The sequence below is a fragment of the Conyzicola sp. genome (genome assembly GCF_046714715.1).
GTDB lineage: Bacteria > Actinomycetota > Actinomycetes > Actinomycetales > Microbacteriaceae > Conyzicola.
In genome coordinates, this window is record NZ_JBKKAD010000082.1 from 1 (window position 1) to 14,570 (window position 14,570).

At 70.1% G+C, this 14,570-nt stretch carries 17 protein-coding genes; 4 read left to right on the top strand and 13 right to left on the bottom strand.

Annotation, left to right across the window (positions count from 1 at the left end; translation table 11 throughout):
• On the top strand, positions 1-762 hold a 762-nt coding region (locus ACLQ6X_RS06675), incomplete at its 5' end, for an amidase family protein (RefSeq protein WP_411699392.1).
• Between the two features lie 34 nt (positions 763-796).
• On the opposite strand, the gene ACLQ6X_RS06680 is transcribed toward ACLQ6X_RS06675, so the two are convergent.
• Together ACLQ6X_RS06680 and ACLQ6X_RS06685 are read right to left on the bottom strand one after the other, a co-directional pair.
• On the bottom strand, positions 797-1,363 hold the full coding sequence (locus tag ACLQ6X_RS06680; RefSeq protein ID WP_411699393.1) for a hypothetical protein: 567 nt from the start codon (positions 1,361-1,363) through the stop codon (positions 797-799).
• A gap of 58 nt (positions 1,364-1,421) precedes the next feature.
• Positions 1,422-2,921, bottom strand: coding sequence for an MFS transporter (locus ACLQ6X_RS06685; protein ID WP_411699394.1), 1,500 nt, complete (start codon positions 2,919-2,921; stop codon positions 1,422-1,424).
• 133 nt (positions 2,922-3,054) lie between these two features.
• Here ACLQ6X_RS06685 and ACLQ6X_RS06690 point away from each other — a divergent pair, with 133 nt between their 5' ends.
• On the top strand, positions 3,055-3,693 hold the full coding sequence (locus tag ACLQ6X_RS06690) for a TetR/AcrR family transcriptional regulator (protein ID WP_411699395.1): 639 nt from the start codon (positions 3,055-3,057) through the stop codon (positions 3,691-3,693).
• Here ACLQ6X_RS06690 and ACLQ6X_RS06695 read toward each other — a convergent pair.
• The 3 genes from ACLQ6X_RS06695 to ACLQ6X_RS06705 all read right to left on the bottom strand — a co-directional run bounded on the left by ACLQ6X_RS06695 (position 3,680) and on the right by ACLQ6X_RS06705 (position 6,176).
• Positions 3,680-4,471: a hypothetical protein gene (locus ACLQ6X_RS06695; protein ID WP_411699396.1), complete on the bottom strand. Its 792-nt coding sequence runs from the start codon at positions 4,469-4,471 to the stop codon at positions 3,680-3,682. The two genes, ACLQ6X_RS06690 and ACLQ6X_RS06695, sit on opposite strands and share 14 nt — an antisense overlap.
• On the bottom strand, positions 4,471-5,022 hold the full coding sequence (locus tag ACLQ6X_RS06700) for a hypothetical protein (RefSeq protein ID WP_411699397.1): 552 nt from the start codon (positions 5,020-5,022) through the stop codon (positions 4,471-4,473). The genes ACLQ6X_RS06695 and ACLQ6X_RS06700 overlap by 1 nt, the downstream gene beginning before the upstream one ends.
• A 104-nt stretch (positions 5,023-5,126) precedes the next feature.
• Positions 5,127-6,176 (bottom strand): LLM class flavin-dependent oxidoreductase, encoded by a 1,050-nt coding sequence (locus ACLQ6X_RS06705; protein ID WP_411699398.1) that lies wholly within the window; start codon positions 6,174-6,176, stop codon positions 5,127-5,129.
• 70 nt (positions 6,177-6,246) lie between these two features.
• Between ACLQ6X_RS06705 and ACLQ6X_RS06710 the strand changes: the two genes are divergently transcribed.
• Positions 6,247-6,603, top strand: a complete 357-nt coding sequence (locus ACLQ6X_RS06710; RefSeq protein ID WP_411699399.1) for a siderophore-interacting protein — start codon at positions 6,247-6,249, stop codon at positions 6,601-6,603.
• Here the strand turns inward: ACLQ6X_RS06710 and ACLQ6X_RS06715 are convergent.
• The 3 genes from ACLQ6X_RS06715 to ACLQ6X_RS06725 are packed head-to-tail and all read right to left on the bottom strand — an operon-like array spanning position 6,590 to position 8,312.
• Positions 6,590-7,045: an N-acetyltransferase family protein gene (locus ACLQ6X_RS06715; protein WP_411699400.1), complete on the bottom strand. Its 456-nt coding sequence runs from the start codon at positions 7,043-7,045 to the stop codon at positions 6,590-6,592. The genes ACLQ6X_RS06710 and ACLQ6X_RS06715 overlap by 14 nt on opposite strands.
• Entirely contained in the window at positions 7,042-7,857 is an 816-nt protein-coding gene (locus ACLQ6X_RS06720) for an SDR family NAD(P)-dependent oxidoreductase (protein WP_411699401.1), read from the bottom strand. Before ACLQ6X_RS06720 ends, ACLQ6X_RS06715 begins: the two co-directional genes overlap by 4 nt.
• Positions 7,854-8,312, bottom strand: a complete 459-nt coding sequence (locus tag ACLQ6X_RS06725) for a hypothetical protein (RefSeq protein ID WP_411699402.1) — start codon at positions 8,310-8,312, stop codon at positions 7,854-7,856. The genes ACLQ6X_RS06720 and ACLQ6X_RS06725 overlap by 4 nt, the downstream gene beginning before the upstream one ends.
• 23 nt (positions 8,313-8,335) lie before the next feature.
• Here ACLQ6X_RS06725 and ACLQ6X_RS06730 point away from each other — a divergent pair, with 23 nt between their 5' ends.
• Positions 8,336-9,580 (top strand): glycosyltransferase, encoded by a 1,245-nt coding sequence (locus ACLQ6X_RS06730; RefSeq protein ID WP_411699403.1) that lies wholly within the window; start codon positions 8,336-8,338, stop codon positions 9,578-9,580.
• Positions 9,581-9,594: 14 nt separating this feature from the next.
• On the opposite strand, the gene ACLQ6X_RS06735 is transcribed toward ACLQ6X_RS06730, so the two are convergent.
• The 5 genes from ACLQ6X_RS06735 to ACLQ6X_RS06755 all read right to left on the bottom strand — a co-directional run bounded on the left by ACLQ6X_RS06735 (position 9,595) and on the right by ACLQ6X_RS06755 (position 14,409).
• The gene (locus ACLQ6X_RS06735; RefSeq protein ID WP_411699404.1) at positions 9,595-11,028 is read right to left on the bottom strand and encodes a dihydrolipoyl dehydrogenase family protein; all 1,434 of its coding nucleotides are present in this window, start codon (positions 11,026-11,028) and stop codon (positions 9,595-9,597) included.
• Positions 11,029-11,195: 167 nt separating this feature from the next.
• Complete coding sequence (locus ACLQ6X_RS06740; RefSeq protein WP_411699405.1) at positions 11,196-12,005, bottom strand: crotonase/enoyl-CoA hydratase family protein; 810 nt, start codon at positions 12,003-12,005, stop codon at positions 11,196-11,198.
• Positions 12,006-12,125: 120 nt separating this feature from the next.
• Complete coding sequence (locus ACLQ6X_RS06745) at positions 12,126-12,956, bottom strand: arginase family protein (protein WP_411699406.1); 831 nt, start codon at positions 12,954-12,956, stop codon at positions 12,126-12,128.
• Complete coding sequence (locus tag ACLQ6X_RS06750) at positions 12,957-13,607, bottom strand: NADPH-dependent F420 reductase (protein ID WP_411699407.1); 651 nt, start codon at positions 13,605-13,607, stop codon at positions 12,957-12,959.
• A 55-nt stretch (positions 13,608-13,662) separates the two neighbouring features.
• Positions 13,663-14,409 (bottom strand): PspA/IM30 family protein, encoded by a 747-nt coding sequence (locus ACLQ6X_RS06755; RefSeq protein WP_411699408.1) that lies wholly within the window; start codon positions 14,407-14,409, stop codon positions 13,663-13,665.
• Positions 14,410-14,570: the final 161 nt, after the last annotated feature.

The following is a 14,570-nucleotide window of genomic DNA, read 5'->3' on the forward strand; positions in this document are numbered from 1 at the left end:
GCCGACGCCGCGATGCTGCTCGACGCGATGGTCGAGGGCGGCAGCTACCAGTACGCCACCCGGGCTCCGTCGTGGGACGGCGGCGCGCTACTCAACGCCGCCGTGCGGGGCGAAGGGCGCTTCGAGATCGGCGTGATGACCACCTCGCCGTGGGACAACTCGTACGACATCACCGTGTCGCCCGAGGCAGAATCCGCCCTTGCGACGGCGGCGTACGAACTCTCGCTGCTCGGCCACGGGCTGCAGGACTACGAGCTGGAGCCCGACGAAAGCTACGGTCCGGCGTTCCGCACGCTCTGGCAGGCCGGAGCGGCAAACATCCCGGCCGAGGGCGACGAACTCGAGCTGCTCGAACCGCTCACCCGGTGGCTCGTCGCCCGCGGGCGCGAGTTGAGCGCACGCGACCTCGCGACGGCACTGTCGACGCTGACGAGGTTCGAGCGCAGTGTCATCCGCCAGTTTTCCCGTTTTGACGCGGTGATGACGCCCGCTCTCGCGCTGACCCCGCGCCCCGTCGGCTGGTACGACCGGGTCGACCCCGAACGCAACTTCGCCCAGCAGGTGCAGTACACGCCGTTCACCTCGTTCGCGAACGTGAGCGGGCTGCCGGCGATCACGCTCCCGGTCGCGGTGACGGATGCGGGCCTGCCCATGGGCGTGCAGGTGATCGGTCGCCCGGGCGGCGAGCACACCCTGCTCGCCATCGGTGCCCAGCTCGAGCGCCGGTTCGCGTGGCAGCGCAGGCACCCGCCGCAGTGGTGACGGTTTAGCCGGTGACGGCCGAGCCCTTGCGCTGCTAGCTCAGCCCGGCGTTGCGACGGATCTCGTCGATGCGCGCGGTGGAGAAGCCCACGAACCAGTGGTCGCCGGCGAAGAGATAGTGCAGGGTCACCCCTTCGGTCAGTGCTCCCGTGAAGAGTTCGCCGTCGCCGTAGATCTCGTTGCTGTAGCCCGCCGCACCGAGTCGGGCGATCTGCGTCGCCCGCTGCTCGGCGGTGATGGGCGCCAACCCGTAGTACTCGGAGGCATCCGACCGCACGACACCCCACTGGCAGAGCAGGCCGCCCGAGGTGACGAAGGCCGCCTCGGGCCAGCCCTGGTCGACCGCACGCTGGGCGAAATCGTCGCTGAGCTGGTAGTCGTGCGCCGCGAAGGCGTCGAGCGACGACGTGTCGAGCACCGTGTCACACGCGAGCGCGGCGGGGTCGGCGATCTGCGTGGGTGTCGGCGTGGGTGCGGGCGACTGCGCGGGCGCGGTCGGGGTCACGGTGACCGAGATGTCGGGAAACGACGGCGCACACCCGCCGAGTGTCAGCGCGAACGCGACGGCGACGGTGGCGGCGGCTGCTGTGCAGGCCCTCATGCGCGAAAGGATAGCGCTTCTGGCAGCCGCCGTCGGTCACGATCTGGCCACAATGGAGCTAGTGCGCGAGCACGGGTTCCGCGTCGTCGGCCGGCACCGTGTGCAGCGCGAGCCCCTGCCCGCGGCGGCGGAACAGCAGCGCCGCGATCACGGCGCCCGCCGCGAAGATGCCGGCTCCCCACCAGTAGGCGGTGTTGTAGCTCTCGATCGCGGCGCGGGCGGCCACGGCGGCCGTCGCCGGCTGGTTCGCGGCGAGATAGTCGGTCGCCGCCGTCGCGGCGAGGGTGTTGTGCAGGGCGACGCCGATCGACCCGCCGACCTGCTGGCTGGTGTTCACCATCGCGGAGGCGACCCCGGCGAACTCGCGGTCCACCCCGAGCGTCGCTGTCTGCATCGCGGCGGGCATCGTCGATCCCATGCCGAAGCCGAGGATCATCAGCGGGATCAGGACGTCGGGTACGTAGCTGCTGCCGAGGTCGAGGCGGGTGAGCAACACCATGCCGACCGCGGAGATCGTCATGCCGAACGGCACCATGATCTTCGGGCCGAAGCGGGGGAGCAGCAGGTTGGTGCCCAGCTGCGCGGCCACCACGAGCATGCCGATCATGGGCAGGAACGACAGCCCGGTCTGGATCGGCGAGTAGCCGAGCGACGCCTGCAGGTAGTAGGTCACGAAAAGGAAGATGCCGAACATGCCGGCACCGGCGAGCAAGACCGCGATGTACGCGGCCGCACGGTTGCGGTCGAGCACGATCGACAGCGGGAGCAGCGGGTGGGTCGCGCGGCGTTGCCAGAACACGAACGCGGTGATCAGCACGGCGAAACCGGCGAGCATGCCCCAGGTGAGGGGCGAGTCCCAGCCGTCGGTCTCGGCGTTCGACAGTCCGAATACGAGCCCGAAGAGGGCGCCGGACACGAAGATGGTGCCGGGGATATCGAGCTTCGGACGCGGGCCGGTGCGCTGGGCGTCGGTGACGAACACGATCGCGCCGATCACGGCGATGATCGCGATGACCACGTTGATGTAGAGGTTCCAGCGCCAGTCGAATCTCTCGGTGAGGAAACCGCCGAGCAGCAGGCCGACCGCGCCGCCCGCTCCGGCGATCGCGCCGAAGACGCCGAACGCGCGGGCGCGCTCCTTCGGGATCGTGAAGGTCGTGGTGAGCACGGCGAGGGCGGTCGGGGCGAGCAGCGCGCCGAACACTCCCTGCAGCGCCCGGGCAGCGACGAGCAGCCCGAAGCTGTCGGCCGCGCCACCGAGGGCCGAGGCCGCGGCGAAGCCGATCAGGCCGATGATGAAGGTGCGCTTGCGACCCATGAGGTCGGAGAGGCGACCGCCGAGCAGAAGCAGGCTGCCGAAGGCGAGGGAGTAGGCGGTGATGATCCACTGGCGCTCGCCATTAGAGAAGTCGAGGTCGGCCTGGGCGGCGGGAAGCGCGATGTTGACCACCGTGGAGTCGAGCACGACCATCAGCTGGGCGAGGCCGACGGTGATCAGCGTCCACCAGCGACGGGACGGGGCCGCGACGGAGGCGGCGACGGGAAGGGTCTGAGTCATGGGGACGACTATATACGGAACCACACAGTTTCGAAACCATATAGTTTCGGAATTGAGATGTTTCGAGAACATCAAGTTCCGGAACGCTTCGTGGCCTACAATAGACCTTCCGACAGTGAGGAGTAAAGCCGCAATGACGCAGCTGAACGATCCCGAAACCAAGGTCAAGCTCGGGCGAAAGCGCGACCACACCCGCGATCCCGAGATTCTGGATGCCGCGTTGGAGGTTCTCGCGGAGGCCGGCTACGACGGCATGACCATCGACATGGTGGCGGCCCGCGCCAAGGCCGGCAAGGCCACGCTGTACCGTCGGTGGGCGTCGAAGGGCGAGCTCGTCATCGAAGCCGTCGCCTGCATGAAGCAGATCGACCCCGATGCCGTGCCCGACACCGGCACGCTGCGCGGCGACCTCGTCGCGATGATCAAGCCGCACGCGATGCACGACGCCGAGAAGAAGCTGCGCATCATGGGCGGTCTGACCTCGATGCTCGCGCGCGACCCCGAGCTCGCCGACGCGGCCTTCGCCGCGATAGTCGAGCCCCGGGCATCCGTCAATCGCATGCTGCTGCAACGCGCCATCGACCGCGGTGAGATCCCCGCCGACACCGACATCGAGATGATCTCGCTCGTCAGTCAGTCGATGGCGACCTACCGCACCATCGTGCTGCGCAAGCCGGTCGACCGTGAGTTCCTCATCTCGGTGATCGACGGCGTGCTGATGCCGGCGCTGGGGCTGGCTACACCGAAGGACGCGCCCCTCACAACCGATTGACGACGTCGCCCTCCGACGAGAGGTCCGACGTCGCCGCGACTTCGGCGGTCTCGAGGTCGGAGGCGAGCACGCGGTCGACGAGCGCGCGCGAGCCGCCGACGATCGTCGAGTCGAAGTCGATCTCGCTCGCGATGAACCAACTGCGGTCGTGCGGCCAGGCGATGTTGAGGGTCTCGTCCCACCGCCAGGCCCAGCCGCTCTCTCGACGCCAGCCCGGTTCGCGCAGTGCGCCCAGGGTTCCCCGGAACAGCGCGTACTCCCGCCCCGGAAGGGCGAGCACGGGGCCGGACGGCAGGTCGACGTCGAACGTCGGCTCGTATCCCTCGTGTGCCCCGTATCCCTCGTGTGGCGCCGGGACTTCCGTCGCCCCGTCGTCCGCGCCAACCGCCACCGTGAAGGTCGAGACGGAGCCGTTGTACTGCCCGTAGCCGACCCAGACGCCGATGGTGACGGGGGCGTCGCCGCCCATCGCTGCGGCGAGCACGGCGAGACTCGGCTCACCGAGAGAGCCCGTGGCCGGCTCGCCGTCTTCCCCGCCGTCGCTGATGTGCCGCCACTGCATCGTCGGGTGGGCGACCCGGCCGGTCGCGGCGGCGACCTCGGCCCAGGTGCGAGGTCGGGGAAACGCGGTGGAGGACTCGACCGGATGGAACACCCGCGCGTAGGCCTCGAACCCGGTCGGACAGACAAGACCCACGGCGCCGAAGTCGCCGCGCAGCCGGGGTGCGATCCACGAGCCGACCGAGACGTCGGTGCTATAGGCGAAGCGCGCCATCATCAGCCGACGTCGGCGCGCTGTCGCACCCGGTCGGCCGTGGCCAGGTCGCTGGCGTAGAACCAGTGCCCGGCGACGAACAGGTAGTTCTCCTCGCCACCCTCGGTCTCGAGCCGGTAGAGTTCGGCGCGGTTGTGGTCGCTGAGCGTGAAGCCGGCCGCCTCGAGCCTCTGCTTCTGCGTCTCGACCGTCCGGTCGTCGATCGGGCCCGCACCCATCACCGTCACGTGGTCGCTCGCCGGCACGCCCCACGCGCACAGCGCTCCGCCGAACTGTCCGAAGGCCGAGAGGGGATCGTCCATTTCGAGCAACTGGTCGACGTAGGACTGCGATTCGACCCAGCCGGCGGCCGTGTACCTCTCCACGTCCTCCGGCGGCACGATGTCGTCGCAGGTGATCTTTTCGACGTCCACCAGTGTGGGCATCGGAATGGGCGAGTTCGTCGGTCGAGCGAGAACGAGGGGGCTCTTCGTCGTGCAGCCCGTGAGCGTGAGCGTGAGCGCGATCACGAGCAGCCCGGAACCCAGCAGGCCCACCACACCGTGTCGTCTCATGGTCGAGACATTATCAAGTCGACGGGTGAGCGAGGGGTTTCGAGTTGGTAACGGGCGCTTCGACAGGCTCAGCGACCGTAAGCGGCTCAGCGACCGCGAGCGGCTCAGCGACCGTCGGCCAGGGCCTTCCGCACCCGCGGCGCGACCTCGGTCGCGAACAGGCGGATCGACTCGAGCACCAGCTCCTGCGGCACACCCGACCAGTCCATCTGCAGGCCGACGCGGTCCATGCCGAGGTGGCAGTGCACGTGCACGATCTTCGCGGCGACCTCGTCGGGACTTCCCACGAAGATGGCGCCGCGGGTATCGACCATGTCGTCGTAGGTCTCGCGCGTCGGCGTGGGGAAACCGCGTTCGGACGAGATGCGCGCCATCGATTCGATCCAGTACGGGTAGAACGTGTCTTTGGCCGTGCGCGAGTCGGTGCCTACGAAGCCGGGGGCCGCGATGGCGGTGCGCAGCGTGGCCGGGTCGTGCCCGTGCTGGAGGGCCGAGCGGCGGTACAGGTCGAACAGGGGAGCGAAGCGTTCGGGGTGCCCGCCGATGATGGCGTAGCTGACGGGCACGCCGAGAGCGCCGGCGCGGGCGGATGATTCGGGGTTGCCGCCCGTGGCAACCCAGATGTCGAGCTTCCCCGGGTGATCACCGCGCTGGCTCGGTCGCGGCAGGATCTGCTGGTGGTCGAGGGCGGGGCGGAAGCGGCCGCTCCAGGTCACGACCTCCTCGTCGTTGAGCGTGAGCAGCAGATCGAGCTTCTCGGCGTAGAGAGCGTCGTAGTCGTCGAGGCTCGCCCCGAAGATCGGGAACGACTCGGTGAACGAGCCGCGGCCGGCCACGAGCTCGGCGCGGCCGTGGCTGAGCAGGTCGATCGTGGCGAACTGCTGGAAGACGCGCACCGGGTCTTCCGTGCTGAGCACCGTCACCGCGCTGCCCAGCTTGATGCGCGACGTGACGGTGGAGGCGGCGGCCAGCACGGTCGCCGGTGCCGAGATGGAATAGTCGGGGCGGTGGTGCTCCCCGAGTCCGAAGTAGTCGAGCCCCGTGTCATCCGCGAGCCTGATTCTCTCGATCGTGTCGGCGAGGGTCTGCTCGACGCGGTTCTCGTCGACTCCGTCGTAGCGAACGTCGCCGAAGCTGTAGATTCCGAATTCCATACACTGAGAGTATTCCCACAGGGCGACCGCGGCCTGTGGGAATTAGGTAAGGCATGCCTATACTGGATGCATGACCCACCTCGACGAGAACGCCGCGTCGGTCGGCTGGAACCCGGCCGCCAGCGACCGCATCCTTCTCGCCGGCGACGAGACGTCGCTGCCCGTTATGCAGACGATCCTCGCCACGCTTCCCTCGAAGGCGCGAGGACAGGTCTTCGTCGAGGTGCAGAGCGAGACCGACATCGTCGAACTCGTGGCACCCGGACGCTTCGGTGTCTGCTGGCTCGTGCGCGACCGCGGACAGGTTCTACGCCGCTCGGTCGACGCCTGGCTGAGCGAGATGCTGCCCGTGTCGGCGTTCGACGACCACCAGGTCTACGCGTGGATTGCCCACGACGGCGCGGCCCGCACGCTCAGCTCGAACTGACGGGTCGGTCGTACGTCACCCACTTGGTGGCGGTCGCCATGGTGTCGTAGAGGCGCCTGGCCGTGGCGTTGTTCTCATTCGTGATCCAGCGCACCACGCTCAGCTGCTCGTCGTCGGCGATGCGCGTGACGGCGTCGATGAGGGCGCGGCCCACCCCGCCGCCGCGCAGGTCGGGTCGGGTGAACAGGTCGTCGAGCCACAGGCCGGTCGTTCCCGACGAAGGCCGCGCGAACCGGCGGTAGTGCGCGAGGCCGGCGAGAGTGCCGTGCCCGTCGACGGCGACGAGCGCGTCGGTCTCGTGGGCGGCGTCGCCGATCCAGCCCCAGACGCGGTCGACGAGCTCGGCGTCGGGCACCATCGCGTAGAACTCGCGATAGGCGCTGTACAGGTCGCGCCACTGGTCGGCGTCGGCCGGTGCCACGGCCCGAACCGTGTAGGTCACGCCGGCACCCCGACGAGCTGGGCGCTCTTGATCCACAGCCCAGCCGCGATGTCCTCGTCGTCGGCCTGGGCCCTGGTGCGTCCGTAGGGGGCGAGCTGGTCGTAGTAGGTGCCGCTCGGCGCCGGCGCGGCCGCGCCCGAGGCGAGAAGCACGAGCGGCTCGGCGCCCTGCTCGACCGAGATGCCGAGGCCTCCGGGCCGCAGACGGAAAGAGAGCTTGATGAACGTGCTGTCGGCTCCGAAGCCGGTGGCGACGTAGCCCGGGTGGAACGAGTAGGCCTCGAGGCCGGTGCGGGCGGAGAGTTCGCGCATGAACATGATCGTCTCCAGCTTGCTCGTTCCGTAGGCCTGCCAGCCGCCGAGCCAGGCCCGCTTCTCCCAGTCGAGGTCTTCGAGCCGCACGCGCCCGGCGAGGTTCATGAGGCTCGACGTGGAGACCACCCGGGCACCACTCTCGAGCAGCCGGGGGAGCAGCAGGCGGGTCAGCAGGTACGGGGCGAGGTGGTTGTGCTGGAAGTTGCGCTCGTGCCCGTCGGCGGTGCTCCCGCGCTCGCTCGTCAGGCCGCCCGCGTTGTTCACCAGCACGTCGATGCGCGGGTACCGCTCCAGCAACGAGGCCGCGAGGTCGCGCACGTCGTCGAGTCGGTCGTAGTCGGCGACGAAGGCGGTGCCCCCGACGGATGCCGCGACGGAAGCCGTGCGCTCGGGGTTGCGTCCCACGACGGCGACGTCCCAACCTTCCGCGGCGAGCCGCTTGGCCGCCACGGCTCCGATGCCGCCGCTCGCGCCCGTGATTACGATCGTCTTCGTCATGCGTAGTTACCCTTGTGGAGTCCGGCCTCGATTTCGAAGCGGTTCGTTCGCGCGTCGGTACCGGCGGCGATGTAGAGCGGGATAAAAGCGAGCCCGTACTTCTTCCACTGTGCACGGTGAACGGCCTCGTGCTCGAGTACGGCGCGCGAGACAGTGGTGTTCGTCAGGTAGACAGCACCGATCGTCGTGCCGCCGCGACCGAAGCTCCACCGCGGGCAGCGGCGGGCGACGATAACGCCGCCGGCGCCGCGGATGCGCCCGAGACTCATCGCGGTACCCCAGACGAGGCCGGCGCCGCTGGCGATCCAGAAGCCGGGGCGAGCGACCGCCGGGTGCAGGATGACACGTCGGAGAGCGGGAACCCGAGCCGCGGCATCCGACCATCGTCTGATCGCGCGCACGACCCAGGGCGCCCGCGCGACCCACGGAGGGTCATTCGGTCGTGCCTCAGACATACTCCGCACAATACAGTGGGCGTATGGCTGGCGACGTGCAACGGGTGGCGATGGTGTCGATGCACACCTCGCCCGCGGCGAACCCCGGAACCGCCGACGCGGGCGGGATGAACGTCGCCATCCTCGGGCTCGCGCGCCAGCTCGCGGCGTTCGGCATCGAGGTCGACCTGCTGACCCGGTCGAACGGTCCGGCCGCCGTGACCGAGCTGGTGCCGGGGGTGACCCTGCACGAACTGGAGGCGGGCGATCTCGGCGTCGTGTCGAAGGACCGGCTGTCGACGGTCGCCGACGAGTTCGGCGAGGCGGTGGCGCGGCTCGCGGGCCGGCAGTCGCGCGGGTACGACATCGTGCACGCCCACTACTGGCTGAGCGGCATCGCGGCGCTGCCCGTGGCCATCGAGCTCGGAATCCCGTTCGTGCAGAGCTTCCACACTCTCGGCCACATGAAGCATCGGGCGATGCCGGCGGGGACGCTGCTGACCGAGCCCGAGCGCCGCGTGCGCAGCGAGTCGTTCCTCGCCATGCAGGCCGACGCGGTCATCGCGAGTTCCACCGCGGAGGTCGACAATCTCATCGAGCACGTGGGCGCGCAGGTCGACAAGGTGTGGATCATGCCGCCCGGCGTCGACAGCGGGCTGTTCCGGCCGGAGAACGACGCGGGCGACGCGGTGCGCCTCGCGCTCGGGGTCGAGAGCGGCAGGCCGCTGCTGGCCGTCGTTGGCCGCGTACAGGAGTTGAAGGGCCAGCGTCTCGCAGTGCGCGCGCTCGCCGAGCTGCCCGCACCCCGCCCGCTGCTCGTGATCGCCGGCGAGCCGACGCCCGGCTCGGAGCGCTACATGGTGGCGCTGCACGAGCTCGCGAGCGAACTCGGCGTCGCGGGCGACGTGCGGTTCGTCGGAGCGCTGTCGCGCGAGGCGGTCGCCGAGCTGCTCGCCGCCGCGACCATCACCCTCGTGCCGTCGCACTCCGAGACCTTCGGGCTCGTGGCGCTCGAATCGGCCGCTAGCGGAACACCCGTCGTCGCGCAGCGGGTGTCGGGGCTGGTCGAGTCGGTGGCCGACGGCGAGTCGGGCGTGCTCGTCGATTCGCGCGACCCCGCGGAGTGGGCCCGGGTGATCTCGGTGCTGCTCGACGACCCCCTGCTCTACGAGGAGCTCTCGCTCTCCGCCCGCCAGTTCGCGGAGGGCTTCAGCTGGGCGGCGTCCACGTCGATCCTGCTCGACGTGTACGAGGGCCTCGCCCAGGGCAAGGCCCGAGGCCGCGCCTAGAGCCGAGGCCGCGCCTAGGGCCGACCGTAGGTCTCGAGCAGCCGCAGCCAGATCTCGTTCATCGTCGGATACGCGGGCACGGCATGCCACAGCCGGTCGATCGGCACCTCGCCGACGATCGCGATGGTGGCGGCGTGGATGAGCTCGCTCACGTCCTGCCCGACGAAGGTGACGCCGAGCAGCACGCCGCGCTTCTCGTCGACGACCATACGCGCGCGGCCGACGTAGCCGTCCGCATGCAGACTCGCGCCCGCGACGTTGCCCAGCTCGTAGTCGACGACGCGGGTCTCGTAGCCGGCCTCCGCGGCGGCCACGCTGGTGAGCCCGACCGACGCGACCTCGGGGTCGCTGAAGGTGACCTGCGGCACGGCCGCGTGGTCGGCGGTCGCGGCGTGCGCGCCCCACCTGCCGGCGTGCACGCCGGTACCGAGGGCGCGCGCGACGATCACATCGCCTGCGGCACGCGCCTGGTACTTGCCCTGGTGGGTGAGCAGCGCGCGGTGGTTCACGTCGCCGGTGGCGTAGAGCCAGCCGTGCTTGTGGTTGGTCTCGCCGCGCACCAGCATCGTGTCGTCGACGTCGAGCCAGTCGCCGGGCTCGAGCCCGACGGCATCGAGGCCGATGTCGCCGGAGCGGGGCGCGCGGCCGGTGGCCACGAGAACCTCGGCGGCGGTAACGGTGCCGCCATCCGACAGGGTGAGGGTGACCCCGTCTGCGCCGCGCTGCGCCGCCGTGGGCGAGACGCCGAGCCGCATGGTCGCGCCGAGCTTCCCGAGCGATTCGGAGACGAGTTCGGCCGCGAAGTCTTCTTCTTTGCCCAGGAGGCCGCCGCGCGCGATCACGGTCACGGCGCATCCGAAGCTGGCGTAGGCGGTCGCCATCTCGACGGCGACGACTCCGCCGCCGATGATGGCGAGGCTGTCGGGGATGACCTTCGCGCTCGTGGCGTCGCGCGGAGTCCAGGGGTTCGCGTCGGCGAGGCCGTCGACGTCGGGCAGCAGCGGATCGGAACCGGTGCTCACCACGACGGCGTGCCGCGCGGTGAGGTGGGTGAGCGTGCCGTCGGCGGCTTCGACAGAGACGGTCTTGACCCCGGTGATGCGGCCGTGGCCGCGCACGAGGGCGATGCCGGCGCCCTCGACCCAGTCGACCTGACCCTGGTCGTCCCAGTTGCTGGTGAACGAGTCGCGGCGGCGCAGGGTGGCGGCGACGTCGATCCCGCCCGTCACGGCCTGACTCGAGCCCCCGACGTTCTGGGCGGCACGCAGGGCGATGCCGCTGCGCAGGAGCGCCTTCGACGGCATGCAGGCCCAGTAGGAACACTCACCGCCCACCAGTTCGCTTTCGATCAGAACGGCGGTCAGGCCGCCCTGGACGGCACGGTCGGCGACGTTCTCGGCGACGGCGCCGCCGCCGATAACGATGAGGTCAAACTCGGTTTCGGTCATGATCAGAGGCTACCGGGAGCGGCTGACCGCGGGCGAGCATCGGATGTCGCGGCCAGCGCTGCCCGACAGGACGTTCTGACCGCCGCGACCGTTCGACAGGACGGTTAAGGTCACGACGTCGCGGTCCGTCCTGTCGAGCGGCCGCGCGTGCGCTCAGCGCCCCTCCCTCAGCGCCCGACGAACTCGGCCGGCTGTCGCGACACGAACGCGCGCATGCCGATCGCGGCGTCCTCGCTCGCCGCCAGCCGCACGAGCTCGGGCTGCAGGGCGGCCTCGGCCGCGGCATCCGACTCTCGAACCGCGAGCCGCGCGTTGGCGAGCGCCGCCTGCACGGCCAGCGGAGCCTGCGCGGCGATGCGGCGCGCCAGCTCGAGCCCGCGGTCGTACTGCGCGCCGTCGGCGACGACCTCCTGCACGAGCCCGATGCGGAGCGCCTCGGCGGTGTCGAACAGGTCGCCGGTCAGCATCCAGCGCATCGCGTTGCCCCAGCCGACCGCGCGCGGGAAGCGGATCGTCGCGCCGCCGAACGGCAGGATGCCGCGCGCGACCTCGATCTGGCCGAACCGCGTCGACTCGGCGGCGACGGCGATGTCGGCCGACAGGATCAGTTCGATGCCGAGGGTCAGGCAGGTGCCCTGCACCGCGACGACGACCGGCTTGGTGAGCGATACCCCGGAGACCTGCCACGGGTTGATGCCCCCGTCGGCGGTGATGTCGAGCCCGTCGGCGCCGATGCGCGGGCCGACGTCGGCGAGGTCGAGACCGCCGGTGAAGTGGTCGCCGTGCGCGTACACGAAGCCGACACGCAGGTCGGGGTCGCTCTCGAGTTCGGCGTAGGCGAGCGAGAGCTCCTGCAGCAGGCGGAAGTCGGCGGCGTTGCGCTTGTCTGCCCGGTCGAACCCGATGAGCAGCACGTGCCCCTCGCGGTCGACGGTGATCCTGGGGTCGCTGGCCGGTGTCTCGCTGCTCTGCGTCATGGCCCCAGCCTATTCACGCGGCGGGGCGCGGCCAGCCGGTGAACAGGATGCGACGAATCATCCGCCCCAAACCGTGCTGTCGAGCGGCCGAACCTACAAAACCGTCCTGTCGAGACGCGGCTACGGCGAGGTGAGCGCCCCGATGATGCGCAGGATCGTCGGCAGGTCGTCGGCCGCGGCGTCGACGCTGGCGGGCGAGAAGCCGGCGATGCTCGCACCGGCGATCGGGTGACGGGCCTTGACCGCGCGGATCGCCTGCACCAGGTTCGCGGCGCTGAGCCCGAACGGAACCGGATCGCTCAAGCCGTGCAGTTCTGCCGGGTCGAGCACGTCGAGGTCGATGTGCAGATAGACGGATGCGGCACCGGTCGCCTCGACCGCCGAGACGAGCCCGTCGGCCGCCTGGAGTTCGTCGACGCCCACGTGCCGGATGCCCGAGCCGGCGAGGTAGGCGTCCTCGTCGTCGTCGACCGACCGCACCCCGGCGAGCACGAGCCGGTCGGCGGCGAGCGGCGCGGCCGGAACCAGATCGTCGACGCCGTCGCCCAGCAGCGTGCGCAACACCATGCCGGAGAACGCGCCCGACGGCGAACTGCCGAGCGTGTTCAGGTCGGGGTGCGCGTCGAACCAGACCACGGCGAGGTCGCCGGCGGTGCGGTCGATGGCGTGTTCGATCGGCGCGAGCGCGATGCCGCAGTCGCCCCCGATGGCGAGCGCCCAGTCGGGCACGTCGGCGAGCACGTCGCGGCTGCGCTCGCGTACGAGCTGCAGCGAGCCGAGCCGGGCCAGGCCGGAGCCGAGGCTGTCGCCCGCCTCCAGGGGCACCTCTACGACGCGGGTGGAGGAGGCCGGCAGGTCGCCCCGGATCGCCTCCGCGCCGTCCCCGAGTCGGAGGGCGCGCGACGAGCCGGAGCCCTGCCACTGGGGGATGACGACGAAGGTGGCTGGCACCTACTCAGTATCTACGTTCCGCTTGGCTTCTGCGAGGAACGCGGTCATCTCGGCCACGTCGCCGGTCGCGCCGTATCCGGGCTGGTCGCGTTCGATGCGCCAGCTCTCGCTCAGCGGCCCGGCGTTGACGGTGTCGAACCCGATCTCGTCGTAGAAGCGGGTGACGAGCGCGGCCGCGTCGTCGAAGTCGCTCGAAGTCACGAGAGCGCGGCGGCCCGCGGTTCCGGCCGGGGCGCCGTCGGTGGTGATGTCGCCGAACTCGATCGCGTTGAAGCCCTTCGCGACGCGGCTCTCGGCCAGGTGCGCCTGCAGCAGGCCGGTCACCGTGGCGCTGCCGTCGTCGAGCTCGGCGATGTGGCCGTCGCGCTCGAAGTAGTAGTTGTTCGTGTCGATCACGATCTTGCCCGCCAGTTCGGCGACGGGGACCTCCGTGTAGTTCTTCAGCGGCACCGTGACGACGGCGAAGTCGCCGGCCGCCGCGGCCTCGGCGGCGGTGGCGGCCCGAGCCCGAGGACCGAGCTCCGCGACGAGTTCGGTGAGCGTCTCCGGCCCGCGCGAGTTGCTGATCACGACGTCGTATCCCGCCGTGATGGCCGCACGTGCTACCTGGCCGCCGATGTGTCCCGCTCCGATGATTCCGATAATAGTCATGGGTTACGCAACGAAGGGCCGGCGGGAATGATTCCCGCCGGCCCTCGCGTCGTGGCTACTGGCCGAGCTGCGCCTGCGACCCGGAACCGCCGGCGCCGAGCTTGAGCGCGGCGAGGCGCGCCTCGATCTCGGTCTGCTTGTCGAGGTCGTCGAGGCTTTCGAACTGGGCGTCGAGGCTGGATGCCGCGAGCTCCTGCTGTCCGAGCACCTTGGCCTCCTCGCGGCGGATCTTGTCTTCGAAACGGCTGATCTCGCTCGTGGGGTCGAGCATGTCGATCGAGCCGATCGCGTCCTGCACCTGACGCTGGGCGTCGACGGTCTTCGACCGCGCGATGAGCTCGTCGCGCTTCGAGGTGAGCTCGCCGAGCTTGCCGCGCATCGAATCGAGTCCGCTCTTGAGCTTGTCGACCACGAGCGTCTGCGAGGTGATGGTCGGCTGGGCGTCCTTCGCCTCCTTCTCGGCCTGGAACTGCTTGCCGAGGGCCACCTTGGCGAGGTTGTCGAACTTGTCGGCGTCGACGGCGTTGCCCCCGGTGCGCAGCTCGTCGGCCTTGGAGCTCGCGGCGAGAGCCTTGCGACCCCAGTCGTTGGCGGCGGCCACGTCTTCCGCGTAGTCCTGCTCGATGAGTCGCAGGTTGCCGATGGTCTGGGCGACGGCGCTCTCGGCCTCGGCGATGCTGTTGGTGTAGTCGCGAACCATCTGGTCGAGCATCAGGGCGGGGTCTTCCGCCTGGTCGAGCAGTGCGTTGATGTTGGCCTTGGCCAGTTGCGAGATACGACCGAGGATGGACTGCTTAACCATGGGGGCTGCCTTTCGTTGGATGGATGGGGACTGTTCGCACGTTCTAGAATCGGCCTCCGCCGCCGCGGCGGCCGCCACGGGACCCGCCGCTCGAGCGCCGGGAGCTGCCGCCGAAGCCGCCGCCTCCGCCGCGCGACCCGCCGGACCGACCACCGCCGGAC

Excerpts from the sequence above, each read along its gene's own strand:
- ACLQ6X_RS06680 (WP_411699393.1), bottom strand. The coding sequence starts at position 1,363 with ATGAGGGCCTGCACAGCAGCCGCCGCCACCGTCGCCGTCGCGTTCGCG.
- ACLQ6X_RS06685 (WP_411699394.1), bottom strand. The coding sequence starts at position 2,921 with ATGACTCAGACCCTTCCCGTCGCCGCCTCCGTCGCGGCCCCGTCCCGT.
- ACLQ6X_RS06690 (WP_411699395.1), top strand. The coding sequence starts at position 3,055 with ATGACGCAGCTGAACGATCCCGAAACCAAGGTCAAGCTCGGGCGAAAG.
- ACLQ6X_RS06695 (WP_411699396.1), bottom strand. The coding sequence starts at position 4,471 with ATGATGGCGCGCTTCGCCTATAGCACCGACGTCTCGGTCGGCTCGTGG.
- ACLQ6X_RS06700 (WP_411699397.1), bottom strand. The coding sequence starts at position 5,022 with ATGAGACGACACGGTGTGGTGGGCCTGCTGGGTTCCGGGCTGCTCGTG.
- ACLQ6X_RS06705 (WP_411699398.1), bottom strand. The coding sequence starts at position 6,176 with ATGGAATTCGGAATCTACAGCTTCGGCGACGTTCGCTACGACGGAGTC.
- ACLQ6X_RS06710 (WP_411699399.1), top strand. The coding sequence starts at position 6,247 with ATGACCCACCTCGACGAGAACGCCGCGTCGGTCGGCTGGAACCCGGCC.
- ACLQ6X_RS06720 (WP_411699401.1), bottom strand. The coding sequence starts at position 7,857 with ATGACGAAGACGATCGTAATCACGGGCGCGAGCGGCGGCATCGGAGCC.
- ACLQ6X_RS06725 (WP_411699402.1), bottom strand. The coding sequence starts at position 8,312 with ATGTCTGAGGCACGACCGAATGACCCTCCGTGGGTCGCGCGGGCGCCC.
- ACLQ6X_RS06730 (WP_411699403.1), top strand. The coding sequence starts at position 8,336 with ATGGCTGGCGACGTGCAACGGGTGGCGATGGTGTCGATGCACACCTCG.
- ACLQ6X_RS06735 (WP_411699404.1), bottom strand. The coding sequence starts at position 11,028 with ATGACCGAAACCGAGTTTGACCTCATCGTTATCGGCGGCGGCGCCGTC.
- ACLQ6X_RS06740 (WP_411699405.1), bottom strand. The coding sequence starts at position 12,005 with ATGACGCAGAGCAGCGAGACACCGGCCAGCGACCCCAGGATCACCGTC.
- ACLQ6X_RS06750 (WP_411699407.1), bottom strand. The coding sequence starts at position 13,607 with ATGACTATTATCGGAATCATCGGAGCGGGACACATCGGCGGCCAGGTA.
- ACLQ6X_RS06755 (WP_411699408.1), bottom strand. The coding sequence starts at position 14,409 with ATGGTTAAGCAGTCCATCCTCGGTCGTATCTCGCAACTGGCCAAGGCC.